Below are 23,374 nucleotides of genomic sequence, written 5' to 3'. Positions count from 1 at the left end.
CGATCACTCCTGGCCGTAGCCCTCGAGGTACTCCTGGTTGAGCCGCTCGGCCTCCTCGGGGGGGATCTCCTCGGGCGTGCCCAGATCCTCGGCGATCGAGGAGATCTTCGCGCTGTGTTCGATGTGGAGTGCGGCCTTCAGGGCGTCGCCCGGCGTGTCACCCGCCGCGAACAGGCCGTGGTTCTTCATGAGCAGGCCCTGGAACTTCCCCTCGCCCGTGTGTTTGGCGAACTCCTCGCCGATGGCTTCGGTCCCTGGCGGGACGTACTCGGAGACGGGGATCGACTCGCCGAAGGTGTCGGCGAGTTCGGTGACGTAGACGGGGAGCTCCCGCCCGGCGGCGGCGAAGGCGGTCGCGTACGTCGAGTGGGTGTGGATGATCCCACCGAGTTCGTCGTTCGCCCGGTAGATGTGGAGGTGTGCGCCCGTATCGACCGAGGGCTTGAGGTCGCCTTCGACGACCGCGCCGTCCATGTCCACGACGACGAGGTTCTCCGGGGCGAGTTCGTCGTAATCGACGCCGCTGGGTTTGATCACGACGCGATCGCCCTCGCGACCGCTGACGTTGCCGCTGGTACCTCTGACGAGGTCGTTCTCGGGGAGTGCCATCAGCGTCTCGTAGACCGTCTCGCGTAGACTCTCGAGTGCCATGTGCGTTCGTCCAGCCGTTCGCTTGGGTGGGTAAAATCTCTTGGTACTGCTCGCCAGGGTTCGACCGGTCGACTCTGCCGCCCGGGTCGCCGGAAGATTTTTGAACTGGTCGTCGTAGTGTCACGTATGGTAGACATCGCGGAGGTCGCCGTAGGTCTGGTGGTCATGTTTGCCGGGGTCGCGTCGATCGTCGGTGCCCGGTCGATCGCGGACCTCTCCGAGGCAGTGGACGCGATCGGGAGTACGCACTCGGTCGCCGAGACGGAGGCGGCGGCGTGGAAAGTATCGTCGTACCGCTACTTTGGTGCGTTTGCCGTGTTTTTCGGTCTGCTGTTCGTCCTGGCCGGTCTGGGTCTCTGAGCGGGAGCTCCCCTCCTGGACTCCGTTAGTGCCAGGGTTCCTCGGCCACGTCGTGCATCGACTCGACTCGATAATCGGGGACGGGGTCCGGGTCGATGCTGGCGTCCCCGTCGAGCCAGACCGACCGCAGGCCGGCGTTGTGCGCGCCGGCGACGTCCGCTTCGAGGGAGTTGCCCACGTGGACGGCCCGGCCGCCCTCGACGCCGAGCTCGTCGAGTGCCGTGTAGAACGGTTCGGGAGCAGGTTTGTACGGCGCGTCGTGGCCGCCGTGGACGATCGTCTCGAAGCGATCCCCGATCCCGAGGCCGGCGAGTTTCTGGGACTGCATCCACGGGTCGCCGTTGGTGACGAGGCCGACGCGATACCGCTCGGCAGCCGTTTCGACGGCCTCCCGCGCGCCGGGCAGGAATTGGACGTTCGACTGGTCGCGTTCGGCCTCGAAGGCCTCGGCGACGGCGCGGCCGACGTCGGCGTCGAATCCCGTCTCCTCGGCGAACGCCGCGAAACTCCGGCGACGGAGGTCCCGGATGTCGTCGCCGGGGTGGGCGAACTCCTCGAAGCGATCGTAGAACGTCTCGATCGGGAACCAGGGCTCGACGCCGACGCGCTCGAAGGCCGCCGACAGCACGTCTCCGGCGGGGCGGCGGTACTCACAGAGGGTGTCGTCGAGGTCGAACAGCACGGCGTCGACGGTCATCGACTGGACGAAGGGGTGGGAGCCTCAAAATCTCTCCGGGTCAGATTCGACCCGAGACACCGACCCGCTACAAGCCGAAGCTCTCGACGAGGAGTTCCTCGTCAGTCTCGCCGTAGACGGTCGTCTCCCCGCCGATCACGTCGACGGTAAGTTGTGCCGGGCCGAAGACGTCCGCGGGCAGTTCCTCGAAGTCCCAGTCGGCGTCGTCGAAGATCTCCGCGAAGGGACGGTCGTACTCCTCGCCCGCGGTGGACGGGACCTCGGCGAAGACATCGGACTCTTCCTCGACCGTGAGGTGGACGCGACCGCCGTAGGCGAGGGCGTCGTTCGTCCGGGCGATAGCCGCTTGCTCGCTCCCGGCGACGGGCGCGACGGGCGCGATCCCCGAGACCGAATGGATATTCTCGGGATCGTAGCCCAGCTCGAAGAGAGCGAAGACAGCGGACTCGCTCGCCCGCGCCGCTCCGGCCACGCTGCCGGTGATCGAGGCGGTCGAAAACGTCGGGAGGAAGACGCTACTCTCGGGGACACCCGCGTACTCGGCGACCTGGGCGGCGGCCGCCTCGGTCGGCAACGCGTCGCTCTCGACGGCGAGGACGGCGAAGTCGAAGGCCTCGACGTACTCCAGGCGCTCGAAGATTCCCTCCTCGGCGACTAAGGCCCGGGCTGGCCCGCTGCCCAGTCCCTCGAAGTCCTCGGTCGTGAGTTCCCAGCCCGCCTTCTGCCCGGCGAGTAGGGCCAGCGACGGGTGATCAGTCGTCAATTCGACGTGGGGCAGGGCGGCCGCGCCGACCGATTCCAGGCGCGTCGTGACCGAAGCCAATCCCGCGGTCTGGATCTCGGCGAGCATGAGGCCCGCCTCGACGCCGCCCGCGTGCTCGACGCCGAAATCGAGGACAGTCGTCTCGTTGTCGAGTCGATACTCCGCGATTCCGAGTTCGTCGGCGAAGTCGATCGCCTCGTCGATCAGTTCGGTCCCGAGGCGATTGAGTTGGTCCATACCACCTGATCGGACTCCCCGGTTGAAAAGTCATCCCTCCCGGCTAGTTGTGGTCGCTCCAGCGATACGTCTGGACCGAGACGCTACTCCTCGGCGTCGCGTCTCGGCTCGTGGCCGAGTTCGTCGGCGACCGCCTCGACTTTCTCGCCGGCGGCCTGTTCGACGGCGCGCTTGTCGTCGATCTTCAGGAAGGTTTCGACGCGATCGGCGTCGACCGCCGCGTGGGCGTCGGCGGCCGCCTCGAAGAGGGCCTCGGCGTTCTCGGCCTCGATGATCGTCCCCATCGGCGTGGTCTCGTAGCCGACGTCGTGGTCCTCGATCGCCGCGACCGCCTTGGCGACCTCGCCCGACATGCTGCCTTCGATGACCGGTGCGACGCTCAGGAAGCCAAACGCTGTCATAGGTGGATCTGCGGTCGCGGTGTACAAAACGGTTCGTGGTCTGTCTCGAAACGACGGAAGAAGAGGGGGTCAATCCTGTAACCACTCGTACCACGTGTCGATCTCGACGTATTCGTCACGGAGTTCCTCGGCTCCGTACTGTTCGAACACTTCTTCGACAGTCCGAGCGAATCCCTCCGGATCGTCGTCGGGTAGTGACTGGTCATAGTAGATCAGCAGTCCAGCGTGGTCCGTTTTGCGATGCAGCAATTCGAAATCCCTCGCGTTGTTCGACACCAACACGACGTCGTTTCGGTCACACCATTGGAGCAACTCCTCGTCTGTCGTGTATTCGCCGAACCGATCTTTTGCCTGGCTGACGTCGAATCCGCGGTCCCGAAGCACGTGTTCGCAAATCCGGCTGACGTGTTCGTCTAGAAGCAGCTGACTCATGAAACCGGTTCTTTCGGCTGCAGCGACGACTCACGCAACCGGTCGCGCGTCTCCGCGTTCTCGCGTTCGACCGCCCGGATTTCCTCGATGTTGTCATAATAATACGAGAGGGCCTCGTAGACGGCCCCCAACGAGATATCGAGCTGATCAGCTACGTAAGCGGGTGCATACCCTGCATCGACGACTTTCCCGGCGACGTGTCGGACGCCGATTCGGGTCCCCTCGATCCGCGGTTCTCCCCCGAGGATGTCCTCGGTTCGGACGATGCTTGACATTGTATAAAGACATTGCTCGTATCGATATATAAACGTTCGTCAGGGTCTCACCCGTCTGGTATCTATTTCCCAGCCAATTACCTGAATTGACTCTTTCACCCTCACCAGGTCAGGCCGTCGTACTCGATGCCGTCCCGGGGCTCGACGATCCGGCGACCGTCGATCACGACGGGGTCGGCCATCGCCTCGAACTCCGCATCGAGGGCCCCAAACTCGTCCCAGTCGGTGACGAACAGCGCCGCGCTGGCACCCTCTAAAGCTTCGGCCGCACTGTCGGCGTAGGTGAGATCGGGGTACTGCTCGCGCATGTTCTCGGTGGCGACGGGATCGTAAGCGACGACCTCGGCGTCGCGTTCAAGTAGCCCCTCGATGACCGGGACGGCCCGCGTATAGCGGATGTCGTCCGTGCCGGGTTTGAAGGCGAGCCCCATGACGGCGACGCGCTCGCCGGCGACGTCGGTGTGGTCGTCCAGCAGATCGAGGAGTCGCTCGGGCTGGCGGTCGTTGACCTCGACAGTGGCGTCGAGCAGGACGGGATCGTACTCTCGCTCGCGTGCTGCGGCGCGAATCGCGGCGACGTCCTTGGGGAAGCAGCTTCCCCCCCACCCGAGACCGCTCCGGAGGAAGTGCTCGTCGATGCGGTGATCCAGCGCGATGGCGTCGGCGACCTCGTAGGCGTCGACGCCGTACTCCTTGCAGATGTTCCCGAGTTCGTTGATGAGGCTGACCTTCGTCGCGAGGAAGGCGTTGTTGGCGTACTTGATCATCTCGGCTTCGCGGATCCCCGTCTCGACGATCGCGGGATCGCCCGCGGCGGCCTCGACCAGTGGCTCGTACACCCGATTCAGCGTCTCGACCGCTCGCTCGTCTTCGGCCCCGATGACGATCTTGTCGGGGTCCTTGAAGTCATCGAGGGCGAATCCTTCCCGCAGGAACTCGGGGTTCATCGCGATCCGGAAGTCCTCGCCGACGGTCTTGCCCGATGCGTCCTCGATGATGGGCGCGATCGTCTCGGCCGTCGTCCCGGGGATGACTGTGCTCTTGACCACGACGAGGTGGTCGCCGTCCTTCTCGGCGATGACCTCGCCCAGCGACCGGGCGGCGGCTTTCATCGCCGAGAGGTCGATGCTCCCATCGTCGTTGGAGGGTGTGGGCAGCGCGAGGAACGTGACGTCGCTGTCGGCGACTTCGTCGTAGTCAGTGGTTGCGACGAGCGTGTCGCCCCCGTAGGCGGCCATGAGTTCGTCCAGGCCGGGCTCGTGGATGGGTGCCTCGCCGTCGTTGACCGCGGCCACGACGTCCTCGTCGATGTCGACGTTCGTGACCGTGTGGCCGAGTTCGGCGAACCAGGCGGCGATCGTCGTGCCGATGTATCCGCTGCCGACGACGCTTACGTGCATCATCGAACGTTCCGAGCCATTGGATTTGGTAGTTTCCCTTTCGGTTTGCTGCCAGTAGTCGGAATGTCATAGAACGATCCTCACGCCAGAGCGAAGTGAACACTGCGGTGGTCTGTGTACAGCGGCCTTCCAAGAAGCTCCTTCGATCGAGTCGTGCTTCACTGTCTTCGGGAAAGAGACAATCGTTTTATTTGACCACCCGCCTTTCAACATTGTCATGAATCAGAGGGTGGTTCTGGGTCTCATACTCGTGGGCGTGCTGACAGCCGGCTGTGTCGGCCAACCGTCTCCGACGGAGACGACAGCCGACACGTCGGCGGATACCGAGTACTGTGGGCCGACGGAGAACGGGACGACCATCCCGTGTGACGTCGCGGAGCATCCCCCCGATATCAAGTTCGCCAATCACGACACCCGGACATACGAGGTCAGTGTCACCGTCACCCGGAACGGCACCGAAACCGTGTTCACGGAGAACATGACCGCGACCGCCGATTCGATCCGTGTCTTCGAAGACGTCGCCCGGGAGCCCGGAGTCTACACGATCGACGTCTCGCTCGGGGACGGCACCACCGGGACGTACGACTGGACGGTCGGAACGGAGGTTCTTCACGGTGGCACGCTGGTCGGGATCTACATCACCGAAACGGGGTCGGTGAGTATCACGAGGTTGCAGGTGGGGTGAATTTCGGGATGGATTTCGATATCAGGTTCACGTTCGAACGTCGGTTTCACGGGTGATTCCCCTCACAGTTGCTCGATCGACGTTTCTTTTAGGGGATCGAAATGTGCGACACGGTCGATCCTCTTCACGTCAGTCGAGATGCTTCGGGACGCCCCCGGACGCGATAGCGTATCGACGAACGCAGCCACGGTCGATGACCTCGTCGAGGCGTGGACTGGCGACGCCGGGACGTCTCAACTGGGGGACCCGGAGTGACGATCGAAGTCGAACGACGGTAGTGTCGACTCACGATTCAGTCGAGTCGCGGCGACCCTGCTGGCCGACGGCAAGGCATATACTTCCCGGACCGAAATACCGATCCCATGAAAGCAGTCGTACTCGCGGCGGGCAAGGGCACCCGTCTCCGGCCGCTGACCGAGGACAAACCGAAGGCGATGGTCGAAGTCAACGGCAAGCCCCTCCTGACACACGCCTTCGAGCAACTCATCGGCCTCGGGGCCGAGGAACTCATCGTCGTCGTCGGCTACCGGAAAGAGGACATCATCAGCTACTACGACGACGCATTCGAGGGTGTCCCGATCACCTACACCCACCAGCGCGAACAGAAGGGACTGGCCCACGCGCTGTTGACCGCCGAGGAGCACGTTGAGGACGACTTCATGCTGATGTTGGGCGACAACATCTTTCAGGCCAACCTCGAGGACGTCGTCAAGCGCCAGCGCGAGAGTCGCACCGACGCGGCGTTCCTCGTCGAGGAAGTCCCGTGGGAGGAGGCCTCGCGGTACGGCGTCTGTGACACCAACGACTACGGCGAGATCACGGAAGTGATCGAAAAGCCCGACGACCCGCCCTCGAACCTCGTGATGACCGGCTTCTATACGTTCTCGCCGGCGATCTTTCACGCGGCGAAGCTAGTCCAGCCCTCCGACCGTGGCGAGTACGAGATCAGCGAAGCGATCGACCTCCTCCTCCAGAGCGGTCGCACCATCGACGCGATCCGACTCGACGGCTGGCGCATCGACGTCGGCTACCCCGAGGATCGTGACCGCGCCGAAGCGAAGTTACAGGACGCCGAAGCCGAAAGCGAGGCCGAGACGTCCGAATCAAGTCCGTCCTGACCACCGTCGTCGATCCCTGACGAGCGTCAGGGAGCGCTCTCCTGACGCTTCCGACGCCTTTTTGCTCGCCGCCGTCACATCGCCGCGCATGCAGATTCTGGTCACCGGCGGCGCGGGCTTCATCGGCGGACACCTCGCCGAGCACTTCGCCACAGACGGTCACGACGTAGTGGTCCTGGACAACCTCGACCCGTACTACAGCGTCGACCTGAAGCGTCACAACATTGGGGTGGGCCGAGCGGCCGGCACGGACGGTGAGGGGTCCTACGAGTTCGTCGAAGGGGACGTTCGCGACGCCGACCTCGTGGAAGAACTCGTCGCCGACGCCGAGTACGTCTTCCACGAGGCCGCTCAGGCCGGCGTCCGGACGAGCGTCGAGAATCCGCGCAAGTACGACGCCGTCAACGTCGACGGCACGCTGAACGTGCTGGACGCGGCTCGCGATCACGGGATCGAGCGCGTCGTCGTCGCGAGTTCCTCTTCAGTCTACGGCGGTCGCGAGGAGTATCTGCCCTTCTCAGAGACTGACCCGGCGATGCCAGTCAGCCCCTATGGGGCCTCGAAGCTCGCTGCCGAACGCTACACCTGCGCCTACGCGGACGTCTATGACCTCCCCGCCGTGGCGCTGCGGTACTTCACGGTCTATGGCCCCCGGATGCGACCCAACATGGCGATCACCAATTTCGTCTCGCGGGCGATCAACGGCGACCCGCCCGTGGTCTACGGCGACGGCTCACAGATCCGAGACTTCACCTACATCGAGGATATCGTCACGGCGAACGAGACGCTGCTATCGACGGACGCCGCCGACGGCGAGGTGTTGAACGTTGGGAGTTCGGGGACCATCGACATCGAGACCCTGGCGATCGAGATCCGCGACCAACTCGCCCCCGATCTCGATCTGGCGTACGCCGACCGTCACGACGCCGACGCCGAGGCGACCCACGCGGACATCTCGAAGGCCAGGGAGATACTCGGGTACGAACCGACGCGGTCGATCCGCGAGGGTGTTGCCGAGTTCATCGAGTGGTATCAGGAGAACCGCGAGTGGTACGAACCGCTCGTCCTTGAGAGCTAGAGAGAGCGCCCTCGGATCCATCGGTCTCGTTTTTGGGGATCGTCGCCCCGCTTCTGGAACGAACATGTTCGGGGTAATCGGGTAGTCTATGGCGCGGTGAGAGACAGATGCGAATGAACGTACGTCCGTTTCGAACGGTAGTGGCCGACTCGCATGGTCTGTCTGACGACTGCTTCAGTTCCCGCTGGAGTGATTCGGCATGAGCAGCATGTTCTGCTATCAGTGCCAGGAGACGATGGGCAACGAGGGCTGTACCGACGTCAGCGTCTGCGGGAAGGACGTTCAGACGGCCAGCCTGCAGGACCTGCTCGTCTGGGAACTCAAGGGGCTGTCGTACATCGCCCAGCGAGCCAGGGAGGCAGGGATCGTCGACGAGGAGACGAACGTCTTCATCGCCGAGAGCCTCTTTTCGACGGTCACGAACGTCAACTTCGACCCCGAGTGGTTCGAAGATCAGCTTCGGGAGACCCAACAGCGCCGGGAGACTCTCAGGGCTGAACTCGAGGCTGCCGACGGCGAACTCGACGACGAAAGCCTCCCGGAAGCTGCAACCTGGTCCGGCGAGGATTCCGACGACTTTCACGCGAAGGCGACGCCCGCCGGAATCGGCGTCCAGGCGACCGGCAACGAGGACGTCCGCTCGCTGCGTGAGCTGCTCACATACGGCCTCAAGGGAACCGCTTCCTACGCCGATCATGCCTACGTGCTGGGCGAAAAGAAGGCGGAGGTCTTCGCGTTCATCCAGCGTGGCCTGGCGGCGACGCTCGATGACGATCTCGGCGTCGAGGAACTCACTGCACTCGTCCTCGAATCCGGCGAGATAGCCACCGAAGTGATGGAACTACTGGATTCGGCCCACACCGAGACCTACGGCCATCCCGAACCGACCGAGGTCGACATCGGGACGCGCGACCGGCCGGGGATCCTCATCAGCGGCCACGACATGAAGGACATGGAGGAACTCCTCGAACAGACCGAAGGCGAGGGCGTCGACGTCTACACCCACGGCGAGATGCTGCCGGCCCACGCCTACCCTGCCTTCAAGGAGTACGACCACTTCGTCGGCAACTACGGCAACGCCTGGTGGGAGCAACACCGGGAGTTCGAGGCGTTCAACGGCCCCGTCCTGATGACGACGAACTGCCTGGTGCCCCCCAACGATTCCTACGCCGATCGGGTCTACACGACGGGCGTCGTGCGATTCCCGGACACGCCCCACATCGCCGACCGGGACGAGGACGGACAGAAGGACTTCTCGGCGCTCATCGAGGCTGCGAAAGACGCCGAACCGCCGGAAGAACTCGAATCCGGGACGATCGCCAACGGCTTCGCCCACAAGTCCGTCCTCGACCGCGCCGACGACATCATCGAGGGCATCCAGGCCGGCGACATCCGCGGCTTCGTCGTCATGGGCGGGTGTGACGGCCGTCAGTCCGAACGGGAGTACTACACCGAGCTGGCCAAAGAGCTCCCTGATGACGTCATCATCCTCACGGCCGGGTGTGCGAAGTACCGCTACAACAAGCTGGATCTGGGCGATATCAACGGCATCCCGCGCGTGCTCGACGCCGGGCAGTGTAACGACTCCTACTCGCTCATCCGGATCGCGAACGCGCTCGGCGACGCCCTGGACGTTGAGGACGTCAACGACCTCCCGATCGCCTTCGACATCGCCTGGTACGAACAGAAGGCCGTGACTGTCCTGCTGGCCCTCCTGAGCCAGGGCGTCGAGGACATCCGACTCGGCCCCACGCTGCCCGCGTTCCTCTCGGAGAACGTGACCGACCTGCTGGTCGAGGAGTTCGGCATCCAGCCGATCGACACCGTCGAATCCGACAAGGAAGCCATCCTCGCCGCGATGTAGCGCTGGAGGGTGGCAAAATACGGGAACTACCGAATAATATCGTCCACACAAAAATATATTAGCCAGTACCGACAACCGTTCTGTATGGCACCGACGTTCGACGTGGCCGCGGAGTTCGAGGCGGAACTCGCGGACGCGCCGACGGACGAGCGAGTGTACCGGGTCGCACTCCAGCTTTACGAGCCCGACAGGATCGCCGATATCGCCGACAGGGCCGAGTGTACGCCCGATACAGCCCGTCGGCACTGTCGACGACTCGCCGACATCGGCGTTCTCGAGGCAGTCTCCGAGCAACCCGAGACCTATCGACGCAACGAGTCCTACTTCGAGTGGCGCAAACGCGAGCGCCTCGCCGAGCTCTCGACTGCGGAGTTACGCGAGCGTCTCGCCGAGCTCACCGATCGGGATGCGGCGTTTCGGGAGACCTACGGCGTCAGCGATCCCGAGGCCGTCGACGCACTCAAGCACGCCGAGTACGACGCCGTCGAGGAGGTCTGGCTCGACGTCAGCGAGTGGCAGACCGTCAGACGGCGGATCGAGCGTCTCGAGGCGGTCCGACAGCGACGGACGAGTGACTCCGCCTCGCGATCGGAACCCGCTTGATCGTGTCGGGGGACGGGTCACGACTGGTCGACGAAGCTCTCCTTGCGCATCTCCAGTCGCTGTTCGGGCGTCTCTCGCGTGTGAGCCGGGCGTCACTGTTTCCGCCGAACAGACACGAGAGCCTGGTGGTCGAGTTCGATACCGCCGCGTATCCGGCGTCGATCGACGCGGTCCGTCTCGAGGTCCGCGCCTACACGAACGGCGACTTTCACGTCTCGTATCTGGAGACGCATATCGGCGAGTTGTGCCAGTGTCGGTTCGGTCGCCACGACCAGGACCACAACACTCGCGATCACTACCATCCCCTGCCGGACGCCACGGGGGACGCACAGGATCGGGAGTTTCCCACCGACCTGACGACGGTGATTCGCGACGTCGTATTGCCGTGGGTGGAGACGCGATTCGGCGATCTCTGGGACGATGCGTGACCGCCTCACGAATCACGTCCCCGAGCGGGTGGCCTGCCGGAGTCGCGTTCTCACCGCGATCGCTCGAGTTCCGCGCGGCGATTCTCGAACTCCTCGTCCGTGAGTTCCCCGCTGGCGTATCGCTCCCGGAGCGTCTCGAGCGCGCGATCAGTGTGTCCCGGCCCTGTGGTGGTTCCGGCCGCCGTGTCCGGTCGAGACGGGCGACCGCCGCGTGCGTAGGCGAAGAGGCCGACGATCCCGAGGCCGAGCAGCACCCAGAACACGAGGCCGAACCCCGGGATGCCGAACCCGCCGTATCCGCCGCCGCCCATCATGCCACTGCCATGCTGGGCGCTCGCGGTGCCGACTGTCGCGAGGAGGGCGACGCCAAGGACGCCGACTCGGGCGATTCCGTGCCGGACTCGTCCCTTGTCCGCGCGCCAGTGTACAGACTCGACATTCTGGGCGGGCTGATCGGGTCCGTCATCGGACCGCGTTTGCTCGCTCAGCATCCGTGTTCTCCCCCGTACATCCCCCCGTGGCCACCGCGCTCGTCGTGACGGTCGGCAGCGTCGCCGTCGTTCGGCGCGTGCGGGTGGCTTCCGATGCTGTCGCCGTCACCGAGCCACTCGCTCGCATTCACGCCCATGTGAGCGGTCATCCGTTCGATCACACTGCCGTCCGGATGAGTCGCATCGTGGGCGGGCATCCGGACCCGCTGTTCGTCTTCTCGATCCTGCTCCGTCGAGTTCTCGCTCGGTTCCTCGGGTGCGATTCCGTCCCCGTGGGCGCTGATCAGGGGCACTGCCAGCAGCACACCCAGGATCGCGATCCCGACGAGCAGCCAGGTTTCTGCGTTCGTTTCGGACATCGTATTTCGCCTCGGGAAGTCGTATGGGCGTCGAGTGGGTATCCTCCTGGGTGTGAACACAGCGACGAGACCGTTCGAGAACGGTTCTAACCGCTTCTAATCGTTTCTGTTCGAGGAGACCGTTCGTCGCGGACGAATTCGGCGATCTGTCCCGATCGGGTCAGGACCCCCGGTTCGCCCCGAGTTCCGCACTCGGGTAGATCCGGTAGGTCCGACCCTGGCGTTCCCGATAGAGCAAGCCCCGTTCCTCGAGGTCGGTCACCGTCTGGCTGACTTTGCTCTTCGAGAACGCGGACCGATCCCGGAGTTCGATCTGCGTGATTCCGGGCGATTCGAGGACCGGTTCGAGGACACGGCGCTCGTCCTCGGGCAGGAGATCCAGTACGCGCTCGGTCGGATTCGCCTCCGGAGCGACCGCGTGCCCGTCGATGGCGTCGGTTTCGGTGCTCTCGGCGGCTGAATCGTCTGTGGTCGATTCCTGGTCCGTCTGTTCGGCGTCCGGCCCCGTCGTTCCCGTCGCCGGCGTCGCGTCGACCTGGTCCGGCCGAGTCTCGGCTTGCCCCGGCCGAGTCTCGACTTGTCCTGAACGAGCCCTGGCTTCTTCCCCCTCAAATTCCGGCCGCACGAGGAGATAGATGCCGCCGAGGACGGCGGCGACCACCAGCGTCCCGACGGCAAACCACAGCGGGTCCGGGCCGTGCATGGTCCCCACCGAGGCGTCCATCATCGACCCCATCGTTTCGTCGACGGTTCGACGCTGCTCGATCGCCTTCCAGGTGAGTCCGCCGCCGAGGAGGAGGACCGCCCCGACGAGAATCGCTGCCGCGACGTCGGTGCGTTTCCGCTTCATTTGATCACCGAAATTCGAGCGATTCGTCCGTCCATACCGATCTTTCGAGCGCCAGGAATGAACGGGTTGTGGTTCGGCTTGCTGGTTGACTGTGGGTAGCGATCCGGTTCGGCGATCTTTCGGAACAAGTCTCGGGCGGTGTCCACCTTCTATGAGATCTGACACATGAGGCGTAGGATTATAAATAAAGACGACCGAGTCGAAATCCAATCGATGAAAGTCTATCCGAAGATTCCACGACACGACCATCCGGTCGTCCCGTCGTCGTTCTTCGAGGCTTCCGACCTGCGACTCATCGAGAAGTACGACGGGAGTTCCTTCCGGTTTACGCTGTACGACAACCGCTACGCCGACACATACCCGGAGCGAGTCGCCGAGGCAGCCGACGGGGACGGCAGTCTCGTCTTCGGGACGCGGCGCTCGATCCGGGGCTCCCATCGCGATCCGCTCGGCGACATCGATGGGGCGCTCCATCGTGCCGTTCGCTGTCTCCGCGAGGGGATCGACGCCGCGGCGTTGCGGTCGGTTCACGACGAGTTCGAGGGGCCGATCGTCGTCTACGCCGAGAACCTGGTATACTCGACGCTCGACTACGGATACACCGAGCGCGAAATCCCGGCACTGGTCGGTTTTGACGTGCTTCCCTACGCCGCGATCGAGACGATGACGCCGTCAGGGAATCCCTACGAAGAGACGTTCGAGGGGTTCCTCGATGTCGGGGACGCGTGGGCGATCTTCGAGCGGATCCGCGCTGCGGACGTCCCGGCCGAGTTGGCGTTCGAACCTGCGCGGATCGTCGATCGGCCGGACCCCGGTTTCGACCCTGGGGCGTACACGTTCCCCACCTCCTCGTTGGCCGACGACGTGCGGGTCGAGGGCGTCGTGGTCAGGAGCGACGAGGCGAACCGTCGCGTGAAGGTCGTCCGCGAGGCCTTCGCGGAGTTGAACCGAGACCAGTTCGGGCAGCGGCCCGAGGCAGCCGAGACGGGCGCTGAATACGTCGTCGCGACCTACTGCACACCGGCCCGGATCCGCAAACAGGTCCGTGAACTCCTCCTCGAGGAGGGCCGCGAGTTCGGGCTCCACCTCAACGAGGAGCTGTATCCCCGCGTCGTCGAGGACATCTGGGCCGAGAACTGGCGGGAGCTGATGGATCTGGACGTGTCGTTCACTCCAGCCGACGTGCATCCGCTGGTCGCCGAGCGCTGTATCGCGGAACTCCGGACGATGCAGACCAACGCCGAACTCAACGACACCGATCCCACGAGACTCTGGGAGCACCTAGAGTGAGACGACGAGTAGCATCTTAGGAATCGGGAGCGCCGATCGGGGGCAAACATCAACCAACCTCGAAACGACGACGTCGACATCTTCTCACTCACCGAGATCGAGTTCGTCTCCGAACTCCGCTTGGAATCCTTCGGTAAGCTAACCCACGGCTAAAGCCCTGTCTCTTACCCACAAGTCCTAATCGAGGAGCTGACGAACCAAGACTGGTAGATGGGACGCCGCTCACGGAGTTGGAAGCCAGAACTCGATGAGGATGGACAGCTGTGTGACATGGATGTTTCCGGGTGGATTCGAGCGGAGTTTCGGTCAGCTGAGTTTGGAGACAAGCGCCTGACTGACCGATTGGTTCAACTTGGGGATGAACTCGGCAGCTCACCTGCCGAGTCCATCCCCGCTGCCTGCGGAGACTGGGCCTCCACAAAAGCTACATACCGATTTTGCGATAATGACAGTGTGGACCCCAACGAGGTTCTCTCTGCTCACAAGCAGCAACAGCAATCAAGAGTGAGTCGGTCAGACGAACTCTTGATTGTCTCCGATACCACCGAACTCGTGTTTCCGAGACATCCCTCCAAAGAGGGCCTCGGCGACATTGGCAATTCTGAAATGGATCTCGAAGGCGTCAAGCTACACTCCACGATCGGAATCAATCCACGCACCCATCGGATGACTGGAGTCATCGATCAGCAGGCGCTGATCGAGGACCAGCAGGCTGGTGAGAAGTACGATGCCAACGGCAAAGCAGAGCCGATTCAACTTGACAATGAGCATGAGAAGTGGAGCCGTGGCGACAGGCAAGCCAGAGACTGGCTTGCCGACGATATCCGCCCGCTGTTCATTCATGACCGAGGCGCAGATTCATTCGCGTTCTACGAAGAAGTCACCGGAGAGATGGAAAGTGCTGGCTTTATCGTCCGAGCGAATCAAAACCGGCGGATTTGGACTGATGATGGTGAACCTGAAAAACTCTTTGACTGGAGCAGCGACCTTGCCGAGCAAGGTCGCAAAACAATCGAGATTCAACAGGGAGGTGGGCGCGAAGCGAGAACGGTGGAGTTGTCGATAGCCACTGGAACGTGTGAGTTGCGCGCACCAAGGAATAATCCTGAGCAAGAGGGTTCAATCGAGGCGAATGTCGTGAGAGTCGACGAGGTCGGTGAAAATGACGACCCGATTCAGTGGGTGTTGCTCACCACTGAATCGGTCGAAGAGTTTGAAGAGACACTGACACTCATCGACTATTACGGCCTCCGCTGGCGAATTGAAGACTGGCATAAAGTGCTCAAGAGTGGCTGTAACATCGAAGAACGGCAACTGCAGACTTGGGAGCGGATGGAAGTTCTGTTGAGCATGTATTCAGTAATCGCGTGGAAAGTTCTGGAGTTACGAGAACTTGCCCGTGGTGATAGTTCAGTATCTCCGGCGGTCCTGCTGAGTGAGGCAGAGTGCACAATTCTGGAAACGAAATTTCCAGAATTGAGCGACCAAGATGGAAAATCATACGCAGTGAGCGTCGCTAAACTCGGCGGTTATCTTGATCGTGGTTCAGATCCGCCACCAGGGTGGGAGACGATGTGGAAAGGACTCCAGAAGCTACGCATGTGGGCTGAAGGATACGAACTCGGTGCTGAATGAGCGCGCTTCGCGGCTCATTCAGCGGAACCCGTCGAAATAACGAGTTCAACTGAGCTTTTCACGCGGCTTCATCGAGACCTCTCTAATCTTGGGCAGATACTGATAGAGATTTGATTGATTTCTTCTTCTCATGCCTGATCTGGTTGAACTTACGCTATAGTATCGAGTTATGGGTAAGAGACAGGGCTAAAGCCGTGGGCTTTCAGCGTGGACTCCCGCTCTGGCCGATTCCTCGGCAGGAGGCTCAAACTCTCCGTTCGCGTTCAGCGTCCCGCTGTTCAAGCGCACGCCTACGGGTGCGCCTCCACCAGAACCAGTTTGGTTCCGGCGGAGATACCGCAAACCGATATTCTTCGCCGCATTGTAATCCGCGTGGTTTTCGTAGCCACACTTCAGACACTCGAACGATTCACTCTCACGATTATCTGGGTGCGTGAACCCACACTCAGAGCAACGCCGCGACGTGTTCTCGGGATCAACTTGTTCCACGTCGATACCGTACTCAGCGGCTTTGTACTCGACATATTCGTACAGGCGGTTAAACGCCCACTTGTGCCCCCACGACGCGCCGGTACGCTCGCGAATGTCAGTCAGGTCTTCAAACGCTATCACCGAACAGCCGTTCTCGCGGGCTTCAGCCACCAACTCGTTCGAGATACGGTGAAGCGTTATCTTGAACCGACCTTCTTCTTTGCGTCCGACAGCCTGCACATTCTCGTGTGCCCACCGCGTGCCGTGTTCTTGTAAGTCCCTACGCCGTTTCTCGTATTCTCGTCGCCAGTGGTCGAATTCGTCGCCCGTCCAGAACGTGCCCGTCGAGGCAACTGCGAGATTGTTCACGCCGAGGTCTACCCCGAGAACTGTGCTGTTCTCAGTGGCATCCTGTTCCTGTTCCGGCGTGTCAGGCTCCACGTCCGTCTTGCAGTGGATGTGAAGCATCCAATTACCGTTGCTGTAGTGCAGTTCTGCCCCCGTCGTTTCGTACTCGTCGGAGAAGAAATAGTCCGCGTGGGGCGTGTCTCGCTTTTCGTCAGGGAGCACGTAGTCGGCTTCGATGCGCCCGTCAACCGTTGCTAACGACACGTACTCGTCGTGGAACGTGGCTGTTCGGTGGTCGTAGACGAGGTGCGGGCTGGTGAAGTGGGGCATCGACGCCTTCTTCCCCTGTTTCCACTTTTTGACCACGCTTTTACAGGCGTCAGCGGCCTTGTTCCGGGCGGCTTGGACGTGATTACTGTGTAACGCCGTCCCATCGCGCACGTCTTCGTAAGTGTCGTCGTGGAGCGTGGTCTTGCTCGTGGTGACGTATTCGCCCTCGAAAGCGTGGCGTGTGACGTAGTTAGCCGCCCACAGAAACTCGTCTACGGTGTCTCCGAGGAGTGCGGCGTCGTCACTGTCCACGTCGAGTTTGACCGGGACAGTCCGCCGCTTCTCCATACATCATATGTATGCTTGATAGTTCAAAAGAGTTGGGGAGTCAGCTCTGTCGTAGTTAGTCGATTGTCGCACGGAGCAGACGCGCTTCCTCCCACCCGTGAACGGGTGGGTTTCCGCGCTGTTACCGCTATGAGTCGCCCGAGTCCCGAGCGCTTTGCGAACTCGGCGTCCTCCCGTGCGTCCAGGAGATGCTCCCGCCGCTTGCCAGTGTACTCCTCGGCCATCGATTCGAGCGCGTCCGCGAAGTCGCTTCATCGCTCATTCATGGTCGGTCGTTCGGACGGCAAGGAGTCAAAACCCGGCGAATCTGTTGTCGTTGTTCACCCCTCTCGAAGCGACGCCTCACCCGTCCGGAGCGCCGTTTCGAGCGCCGGCGAGTCCCTCATGGCACTCATCGGTGTTGGCGGATCCGGATCCCTCGGTCGGTCGCCCAGCTGTCGATGCCACCACTGCACGTCGCGCCACGATTCCTGTTTGTACCCGGCCGCGGGAAAGGTTCCCACCGGCTCGAACGCGAACTTCTCGTGGAGGCGGACGCTCGCCGTATTCGGCAGCGTCACCGCGGCGTACGCGTCGACGTAGCCCTGCTCGCGGAGGATCTCGAGCAGCGTTGTGTACAGAGCAGTGCCGACGCCTGATTGCTGGACGTCCTCGGTGACGTAGACCGTGAGCTCGACCGCCCAGGCGTAGGCCGCCTTCGACCGGAGGGAACTCGCCGTCGCGTAACCGACGACGCCTTCGTTCTCGGTCTCACAGACCAGCCACGGGTACTGCTCGTGGGTCTGCTCGATCCGATCGGTCATCTCCTCTGTCGTCGGGATCTCTGTCTCGAAGGTGATCGCCGTCGATTCCACGTATGGTGCGTAGATCGACCGGATCGCGGCCGCGTCCGCCGGCGTGGCGATCCGAAGCGACGCGTGCATGTCCGAACGATTTGGCTGCGGGTATTGGAGTGTTGTGGGTTGCCGTCAGTTCGTCTCGATTCGCCGGTACGTGTTGAGTCGCCCACTCCGATCGACGGTGATCTCCTCGTCGTCTTCGAGTTGTCTCAATTTGTTGTAGATCCGGTAGTCGGGGAAGTCCAGTTCCGTCCGCAGGTCCCTGATCGTCTTCGGCTCTTCGAGGGACACAAGCAACGCGTTCTCGAGACAGTACGAGACGAATCGGTCCGTGATCGGTGCGACGATGTCGTAGCGCTCTTCGAGTACGTCGAGTGTATCCAGTACGGCAAACGAAAAGAGCCGGCCCGTGCGGTCCTCCTGTGTTTTAATCTCTTCGAAGATGCCTTCCCAGTCGAGATCGGCTTGCCTGGCGATCAACGCGACGTCTTCGAGGTCCCCCTCCCGCTCCGTGATCGATTTGAACAGGAAGATATCGGTCAGCGAGAGCAGATGCACGTGGAGAGCACCGTACTCGAAGGACTGGTCACACCGCTCGATCATCGCCTCAGTCAACTGGAGCTGACCGGCAACCGACTCACCGAAGATGTCCCAGCGCGGAAACCCTTCCTTTTCCAGCACAATGCTGGGGTCGAGTTGATCGTATGCCGTTTCCAGGTCGCCACGTTCCTCGTATCCCAGGTCCTGCAGCGATTCGGCGACCGCGAAGAACGACTGGCCGTCTTCGACGACGAGATCGATATCCTTGGTCGAGTCCTTCAAATCGCGCAAGATGAGGTTGCCACCTCCGAGGAGATACACGTCGACCGTCGTTTCGAGTTGATCGCCGAGTTCTTCGAGCCCCTTCTGAAGACTGTCCTCGGGATGGTGACCGCGGGGATAGACGCCGTAGTCGTGTGCGATGTCGATAAACTCCTCCCATGGGAGAAAGAGATCTTCTTGATGGACCGTTCGTTGATCGACGTACGCCAGGAGATCAGCCCATTTCTCGACGCAATCCCACTGATTTGCGAGTCGCCAGAGGTCGTTGACATCGAGAGTCGCGCGATGCGTGAGATAGAAGACGCCAGCCATCGCCGTCTGTTTCCGTGTCTCCGCGACGGTCACTGCATGTATCAGCACGTCTTCGAGAGAAAGCGAGCGATCGCCCCGATAGACGTAGGTCTTCGCCGGGTGATAGTCGATCCCGTATCGAGTGAATGCCGAGAACGCCGTCGGCGTCCCCGCTACGTCGTCCTTGCTCGTCGCGACGAGTCGCTCGCCGTTCGCGCGGTACGCAGTTTCGAACGGCGTGGTTCTGGTTCTGGCTTCGAGGAGGGATCGGAGCGTGTCGTCAGTGATTGCATAGCCGTCGTCCGTTTTTGCGATCGCACCCGTTTCTCGAATCTCGCTGAGGTGCCGGTACGCCGTCGATTTCGCGAAGCCGTCCGTTTGTAACTCGGCGATCGTCTTCGGTCCCGAACACAGCCCAGCGAGGATCTCCTCTTTCGTCCCTGTCAGCACGTTTTCGAGTGCATACCGCTCGAGGAGTTCGGCAAGCAGTGTCGCTTCGTACGTGTTGGCCAGCTGTACGCCATCGACTCGTTCGACGAGGTGCTCCGCTTGGAGGTCACTGACGACCTCTGACGTCCAACTCTGACTCTTCCCGATCGCATCGGCCAATTCGCCGACCGTGTAGGAGCGGTCCCGCAGACGATCGACGATCCGTAACGCCGCCTCCCTCATATATTCCTATTTCACCGAATTATTTATAAGTATATCGGTGAGATTGGAATTGATAGTTCCCTCCTGCCGATGTGCCTATGGTACTCACACTCCAACTACCTTTAATACAATTGCCACGATATCCAGCAATGACGTCCGATCCAACCCACGCAAACGGAGCGTTTCCCAGTATGGTCGCCACTCGCCCCAACCCGCGGCGTGCTCGTTCTCGCGGAGCCGCGGGTCGCGTCTTCGGCGAGTATCGACGCGGCCAGCATGCCGGGAGCGTCGCCGACAATCGCTGGGATCGTGTCGAACTCGACGACGAGCGTTCGACACAATCCGGTGCCAGTCGGACGCTCTTGCCCGGATAACCTGGCCCCATACGGATTACCCGTCAGGGGCTGGGGAACACGGGATCGTCGCCTATCTTCGCCCAGCGCTCGCTCGGCTACCAGCCAAAGCGAGCGAGGGATTCGAGATTCGCGACACTGTGGTCCTGTTCGTTCCGATGTTGGACGAACAGGCTCTGTACGCGTTGAGCGAACGGAAGTCGCTAGCCAATATTCCCGTCGCGCTATCTGCGGCTACACCGAGCCCCGGAGTCTCCGTTGGCGTCCTGCCGAGCGGAGCGAGGCAGGGTTCGGGAGGCGGGTTCTGGCCGCCTCCCGGCGAGGGACGCCGGACTTTGAATCCGGAGGTCGCCGGTTCGATTTCGGCCGGGGCAACTGCGGTGCCACGTGGGGATACCCATCGAGGGAGGCACTCCACCGGGGCGATCATCGTGATCGTCCGGCGGTGACGGACCCAGCAGGGTCTGCAACCTCCATGCTCCGGTGTGGTATTCCCGGGAGCACCCGAAGTACGCCTCTCCGATGAGACGCGCACCCATGACCGAGAGGTCGGGGTTGCGCAGTCGAACCAGTCGTACAGCTAGATGATCAACTGCCGAACGCTCGGCAGTCCCCGTGAGCCGATCGTTTACGGACGAGGATCTGTACATCGACGCACAGGACCGAGGTTCGAATCCTCGTCGGCTCAGTGTGCCGTGTCTGGGGAATGGTGACCCCACTGGCCTGCTACGCCAGTCCCTGCGATGGGTTCCCGGTTCGACTCCGGGACACGGCGTGATGACATCCAATGACTGTCCGTCCTGTGAGGTGGAAGCGTTCCGTCACGTCCCGCTCGGTGAAACAACGGCCATCGACACGATCGGACGTGTGGAAATCTGTGTCACCGACGACGGTGCGTACTTCCACGGAACGAGGTGACCACCATTCATCCCTGCCGTGACTGGGTGCGGCTGAACGCACTCGCTCGGTGGCGATGGACAGCTGCTGAACAGTGCGTGCTTCCGACAGCACGAGACCATGCAGGGCCGAATCCTGGCCGCCTCAATTGCGGTGATGACAATGGGCCTCTTCGACACAGTCGAACTATACGATGACGTCCATCTGCCCGAGTACCCTGAGACGGGTGCTCCTGGCGAGGACGTCGACTGGCAGACGAAAGGTATCGATCGACCGAGCATGACAACGTTCCGAATCACGGCCGACGGTCGACTCCTCGAGGAGGAGTGGCACCTCGAAGACGTGCCGCCCGGGGAGCGACCCTACGCGAGCCGTGATGACGTCGGTGAGGATGACTTCCGCTACTTCGCCGGCTGTCTCAATCGAGTCCACGACGGTTGGAGCGAGCGAGACGACTATCACGGCCGGTTCGAGATCACCAATTCCTTCAAATCACTCGATGGGCTGGTCCGATATCGGGTGACGTTCACACATGGACGACTCGAGGGATTCGAACGATTCAGCTGAACCGTGCGTGCCGATAGCTCCTTGAATTCCGGTTCGAGATCGTGGTTTCGTTTCGCAGGAATCGGTTACAACAGCCAGAAAGCCCCGAGTGGCTCCGGTCGAGGCCCTCGCTGCGCTCCTCACTGCGTTGCGGTGCTAAGCGTCGGCCGTCGTCCCGGAGCCACTCGCCCCTTTCAGTCCCACCCGGGGCCGGTTGGTCAGCCGGCATGGGCGGGACTGAAAGGGGCGAGGCGGTCGGCTCGGTGCGCCGGCTGCGCGCTTCGCTCGGTCGCGCGCTCCCTCGCTACAGTGCTTGCCCGTGCGCGCCGTCGCCGACCGCCTCGGGGCTTTCTGGCTGTTCTCAGCCGCGACTCGCTTACCTAAACACCACCTTGCTCAGCCAGCGAAGGCATCACTCAATGGAGAATCCATCAATGACAGTTACTGACAACGGCAAGACCGCACCGCGAACGACGACGATCAGGGTCGCGATCCGCGTTCCCAACGACGGGGCTGTGGATCTCGTGACCGACGCCGAACGGCGACTGAGACGCACCAGTGGGGTAGTCCGGGCGACTATCGACGAACTCCACGGAATCGAACCGGGACTCTCGGCGACGCGCGTGAGAGCGACGGCCACGGTCGAGACGGCGTCGGTGTCGGATTCGGCACTTCGGGATCGTCTCGCCGATCACGCTGGCGTGGATGTGCTTGCGGAGGTGGATCCCCCGTGAGTTGCGTGCACGACGATTCGGAAGCCGGTGTGATGCCTCTCAGCTGTCCGGACTGCGACGCGACTGTGAGCAACGAAGACGACGTCACCGACCGAACACTTCACTGTCCCGACTGTGACACCGCATTCCGGCTCCTGCTCGTGCCCATCGGGCGCGATACGTCCGCAGGCTGTCCCACCTGTGGTGGCGATCTCGTGATGGATGGTTTTGGTGGTCCGCTCACCTGCGAGTCCTGTGGCGAGGAGTGGACGATACGGGAACGCTCGTGGCTCGATCCAGCAACACATGAGTGAACACGAACAGTCCGACGCGCCCGCAGCGATCGTCCGGGACGACCAGCTCGGCGGCCAGCCGCGACTCGACGGCCATCGCATCGGTGTCCACCACATTTGGACCCACTATCAGCAAGAGAAGTCGATCGAGCAGATCGCCGAGGAAGTATACTCCCACCTTCGCATTGAGCAGGTCCAGGCAGCCGTCGGCTACGCCAGGGCCAATCCCGAGGAGATGGCAGCTCTCGAGCGCGAGCGCGAGTGGCTGATTCGCGATCGGATGCGGCGTGCTCGGAAGCGAAAGCGGCTCGCGCTCGGGATGTCCTGCCCAAAATGTGGTGGTCAGTTGATCGCCGGCGAGGACCTTCCGCTCGCGCTCGTGGCATGTTCGTCCTGCGGCGACGAGCACGTAGTCAAGTTGCTTCTCGAAGGTGCATCAGATGCTCAGACAGAGTAATGCACCCACCAGGCAGTACCGTACAGCCGAGAGAATGTATCGAATCGACAGAAAGTACTTACCAAACCACTCGCTACGGCTATCACATGCCTCGATCTACGAAAGGATCCAGACGCTGCCGGTGAAACGGTTCGCGCGAGCCCGTCCGGGCCGTAGCGAGCTGTACCACGGCAGCGTTACCAACCATGAAAGACGCAGAACTCCTCCGCCGGGAACTCCGTGCGGCACGCGAGGAATTGATCCGCAAACGCGCCGGATCTCCGGACGAACCGGGGACGACAACGAGTCGGCTGCCGCTGATGCCGGACCGCGACGAGGCACATCTTCGCCTCGCGTTGATGGACGTCGAGGCACTCGAAGCCCACGTCGACCGACTCGAACGCGATCTCGACGATCTGGAACACGGCATCGACCGACCGGACGAGTGAGCCGGCACTGACTGTCGAAACGCTCCATCG

General features: G+C 62.2%; 29 protein-coding genes and 1 tRNA gene. 17 read left to right on the top strand and 13 right to left on the bottom strand.

Translation table 11 applies throughout. The annotated features are described in order from the left end of the window. Positions 1–3 precede the first annotated feature (3 nt). The gene (locus tag HTIA_RS05155; RefSeq protein WP_008527202.1) at positions 4–651 is read right to left on the bottom strand and encodes a class II aldolase/adducin family protein; all 648 of its coding nucleotides are present in this window, start codon (positions 649–651) and stop codon (positions 4–6) included. A 126-nt stretch (positions 652–777) separates the two neighbouring features. Between HTIA_RS05155 and HTIA_RS05150 the strand changes: the two genes are divergently transcribed. Further along, positions 778–1,011, top strand: coding sequence for a hypothetical protein (locus HTIA_RS05150; RefSeq protein WP_008527201.1), 234 nt, complete (start codon positions 778–780; stop codon positions 1,009–1,011). Positions 1,012–1,036: 25 nt separating this feature from the next. Here the strand turns inward: HTIA_RS05150 and HTIA_RS05145 are convergent, their stop codons facing one another. The 6 genes from HTIA_RS05145 to aglM all read right to left on the bottom strand — a co-directional run bounded on the left by HTIA_RS05145 (position 1,037) and on the right by aglM (position 5,216). Beyond that, on the bottom strand, positions 1,037–1,708 hold the full coding sequence (locus tag HTIA_RS05145) for an HAD family hydrolase (protein WP_008527200.1): 672 nt from the start codon (positions 1,706–1,708) through the stop codon (positions 1,037–1,039). Between the two features lie 67 nt (positions 1,709–1,775). Continuing rightward, positions 1,776–2,708 carry a methenyltetrahydromethanopterin cyclohydrolase gene (mch, locus tag HTIA_RS05140; RefSeq protein WP_008527198.1) on the bottom strand — a complete coding sequence of 311 codons (933 nt, stop codon included), beginning with the start codon at positions 2,706–2,708 and terminating at the stop codon, positions 1,776–1,778. 83 nt (positions 2,709–2,791) lie between these two features. Continuing rightward, on the bottom strand, positions 2,792–3,109 hold the full coding sequence (locus HTIA_RS05135; RefSeq protein ID WP_008527197.1) for a thiamine-binding protein: 318 nt from the start codon (positions 3,107–3,109) through the stop codon (positions 2,792–2,794). Positions 3,110–3,178: 69 nt separating this feature from the next. Continuing rightward, positions 3,179–3,541 carry a DUF5615 family PIN-like protein gene (locus HTIA_RS05130; protein ID WP_008527195.1) on the bottom strand — a complete coding sequence of 121 codons (363 nt, stop codon included), beginning with the start codon at positions 3,539–3,541 and terminating at the stop codon, positions 3,179–3,181. Continuing rightward, positions 3,538–3,816 (bottom strand): DUF433 domain-containing protein, encoded by a 279-nt coding sequence (locus HTIA_RS05125; protein ID WP_008527194.1) that lies wholly within the window; start codon positions 3,814–3,816, stop codon positions 3,538–3,540. The genes HTIA_RS05130 and HTIA_RS05125 overlap by 4 nt, the downstream gene beginning before the upstream one ends. 101 nt (positions 3,817–3,917) lie before the next feature. Continuing rightward, positions 3,918–5,216 (bottom strand): UDP-glucose 6-dehydrogenase AglM, encoded by a 1,299-nt coding sequence (aglM, locus tag HTIA_RS05120; RefSeq protein WP_008527193.1) that lies wholly within the window; start codon positions 5,214–5,216, stop codon positions 3,918–3,920. A gap of 217 nt (positions 5,217–5,433) precedes the next feature. Between aglM and HTIA_RS05115 the strand changes: the two genes are divergently transcribed. The 6 genes from HTIA_RS05115 (at position 5,434) to HTIA_RS05090 (ending at position 10,992) form a co-directional block, all read left to right on the top strand. Beyond that, positions 5,434–5,901 carry a hypothetical protein gene (locus tag HTIA_RS05115; protein WP_021029651.1) on the top strand — a complete coding sequence of 156 codons (468 nt, stop codon included), beginning with the start codon at positions 5,434–5,436 and terminating at the stop codon, positions 5,899–5,901. A 362-nt stretch (positions 5,902–6,263) separates the two neighbouring features. Further along, positions 6,264–7,019 carry a UTP--glucose-1-phosphate uridylyltransferase AglF gene (gene aglF / locus HTIA_RS05110; RefSeq protein WP_008527189.1) on the top strand — a complete coding sequence of 252 codons (756 nt, stop codon included), beginning with the start codon at positions 6,264–6,266 and terminating at the stop codon, positions 7,017–7,019. Between the two features lie 88 nt (positions 7,020–7,107). After that, positions 7,108–8,097 carry an NAD-dependent epimerase/dehydratase family protein gene (locus HTIA_RS05105; protein ID WP_008527188.1) on the top strand — a complete coding sequence of 330 codons (990 nt, stop codon included), beginning with the start codon at positions 7,108–7,110 and terminating at the stop codon, positions 8,095–8,097. A 199-nt stretch (positions 8,098–8,296) separates the two neighbouring features. Beyond that, complete coding sequence (hcp, locus tag HTIA_RS05100; RefSeq protein WP_020936096.1) at positions 8,297–9,961, top strand: hydroxylamine reductase; 1,665 nt, start codon at positions 8,297–8,299, stop codon at positions 9,959–9,961. 84 nt (positions 9,962–10,045) lie between these two features. Beyond that, entirely contained in the window at positions 10,046–10,564 is a 519-nt protein-coding gene (locus HTIA_RS05095; RefSeq protein ID WP_008527186.1) for a DUF7342 family protein, read from the top strand. Positions 10,565–10,689: 125 nt separating this feature from the next. Continuing rightward, on the top strand, positions 10,690–10,992 hold the full coding sequence (locus tag HTIA_RS05090) for a hypothetical protein (RefSeq protein WP_020936095.1): 303 nt from the start codon (positions 10,690–10,692) through the stop codon (positions 10,990–10,992). A gap of 50 nt (positions 10,993–11,042) precedes the next feature. Here HTIA_RS05090 and HTIA_RS17105 read toward each other — a convergent pair whose 3' ends face one another. The 3 genes from HTIA_RS17105 to HTIA_RS05075 form a co-directional block, all read right to left on the bottom strand. Next, complete coding sequence (locus HTIA_RS17105; protein ID WP_008527184.1) at positions 11,043–11,483, bottom strand: SHOCT domain-containing protein; 441 nt, start codon at positions 11,481–11,483, stop codon at positions 11,043–11,045. Then, the gene (locus HTIA_RS05080; protein ID WP_008527183.1) at positions 11,477–11,842 is read right to left on the bottom strand and encodes a hypothetical protein; all 366 of its coding nucleotides are present in this window, start codon (positions 11,840–11,842) and stop codon (positions 11,477–11,479) included. Before HTIA_RS05080 ends, HTIA_RS17105 begins: the two co-directional genes overlap by 7 nt. Before the next feature lie 160 nt (positions 11,843–12,002). After that, complete coding sequence (locus HTIA_RS05075; protein ID WP_008527181.1) at positions 12,003–12,692, bottom strand: helix-turn-helix transcriptional regulator; 690 nt, start codon at positions 12,690–12,692, stop codon at positions 12,003–12,005. A 213-nt stretch (positions 12,693–12,905) separates the two neighbouring features. Between HTIA_RS05075 and HTIA_RS05070 the strand changes: the two genes are divergently transcribed. Together HTIA_RS05070 and HTIA_RS05065 are read left to right on the top strand one after the other, a co-directional pair. Continuing rightward, positions 12,906–13,982, top strand: coding sequence for a hypothetical protein (locus HTIA_RS05070; RefSeq protein WP_008527179.1), 1,077 nt, complete (start codon positions 12,906–12,908; stop codon positions 13,980–13,982). Between the two features lie 210 nt (positions 13,983–14,192). Further along, a complete protein-coding gene (locus HTIA_RS05065) occupies positions 14,193–15,617 on the top strand; it encodes an IS4-like element ISHti4 family transposase (RefSeq protein ID WP_020935938.1) in 1,425 nt (474 codons plus the stop codon). Between the two features lie 186 nt (positions 15,618–15,803). On the opposite strand, the gene HTIA_RS05060 is transcribed toward HTIA_RS05065, so the two are convergent. The 3 genes from HTIA_RS05060 to HTIA_RS05050 all read right to left on the bottom strand — a co-directional run bounded on the left by HTIA_RS05060 (position 15,804) and on the right by HTIA_RS05050 (position 19,678). Then, positions 15,804–17,054 carry an RNA-guided endonuclease InsQ/TnpB family protein gene (locus HTIA_RS05060; protein ID WP_008524224.1) on the bottom strand — a complete coding sequence of 417 codons (1,251 nt, stop codon included), beginning with the start codon at positions 17,052–17,054 and terminating at the stop codon, positions 15,804–15,806. Positions 17,055–17,374: 320 nt separating this feature from the next. After that, entirely contained in the window at positions 17,375–17,977 is a 603-nt protein-coding gene (locus HTIA_RS05055) for a GNAT family N-acetyltransferase (RefSeq protein ID WP_008524226.1), read from the bottom strand. A gap of 45 nt (positions 17,978–18,022) precedes the next feature. Continuing rightward, positions 18,023–19,678: a helix-turn-helix domain-containing protein gene (locus HTIA_RS05050; protein WP_008524228.1), complete on the bottom strand. Its 1,656-nt coding sequence runs from the start codon at positions 19,676–19,678 to the stop codon at positions 18,023–18,025. Positions 19,679–19,848: 170 nt separating this feature from the next. Here HTIA_RS05050 and HTIA_RS05045 point away from each other — a divergent pair, with 170 nt between their 5' ends. The 8 genes from HTIA_RS05045 (at position 19,849) to HTIA_RS05015 (ending at position 23,344) form a co-directional block, all read left to right on the top strand. After that, entirely contained in the window at positions 19,849–20,031 is a 183-nt protein-coding gene (locus tag HTIA_RS05045; RefSeq protein WP_008524229.1) for a hypothetical protein, read from the top strand. 289 nt (positions 20,032–20,320) lie between these two features. Continuing rightward, a tRNA-Gln gene (locus tag HTIA_RS05040) sits at positions 20,321–20,384 on the top strand. Between the two features lie 403 nt (positions 20,385–20,787). Then, the gene (locus tag HTIA_RS16605) at positions 20,788–20,928 is read left to right on the top strand and encodes a hypothetical protein (protein WP_008524230.1); all 141 of its coding nucleotides are present in this window, start codon (positions 20,788–20,790) and stop codon (positions 20,926–20,928) included. A 99-nt stretch (positions 20,929–21,027) separates the two neighbouring features. Further along, positions 21,028–21,474: a hypothetical protein gene (locus tag HTIA_RS05035; RefSeq protein ID WP_008524231.1), complete on the top strand. Its 447-nt coding sequence runs from the start codon at positions 21,028–21,030 to the stop codon at positions 21,472–21,474. A 413-nt stretch (positions 21,475–21,887) separates the two neighbouring features. Beyond that, positions 21,888–22,187, top strand: a complete 300-nt coding sequence (locus tag HTIA_RS05030) for a hypothetical protein (protein ID WP_008524234.1) — start codon at positions 21,888–21,890, stop codon at positions 22,185–22,187. A 65-nt stretch (positions 22,188–22,252) separates the two neighbouring features. Continuing rightward, entirely contained in the window at positions 22,253–22,480 is a 228-nt protein-coding gene (locus HTIA_RS16600; protein ID WP_158413116.1) for a hypothetical protein, read from the top strand. Continuing rightward, positions 22,473–22,916: a DUF433 domain-containing protein gene (locus tag HTIA_RS15425; RefSeq protein ID WP_008524238.1), complete on the top strand. Its 444-nt coding sequence runs from the start codon at positions 22,473–22,475 to the stop codon at positions 22,914–22,916. Before HTIA_RS16600 ends, HTIA_RS15425 begins: the two co-directional genes overlap by 8 nt. Positions 22,917–23,101: 185 nt before the next feature. Further along, positions 23,102–23,344, top strand: a complete 243-nt coding sequence (locus tag HTIA_RS05015) for a hypothetical protein (protein ID WP_008524239.1) — start codon at positions 23,102–23,104, stop codon at positions 23,342–23,344. Positions 23,345–23,374: the final 30 nt, after the last annotated feature.

It is taken from the genome of Halorhabdus tiamatea SARL4B, from assembly GCF_000470655.1.
GTDB lineage: Archaea > Halobacteriota > Halobacteria > Halobacteriales > Haloarculaceae > Halorhabdus > Halorhabdus tiamatea.
The sequence above is the reverse complement of the archived record's forward strand: the minus strand, read 5'-3'. Positions and strand labels throughout refer to the sequence as shown.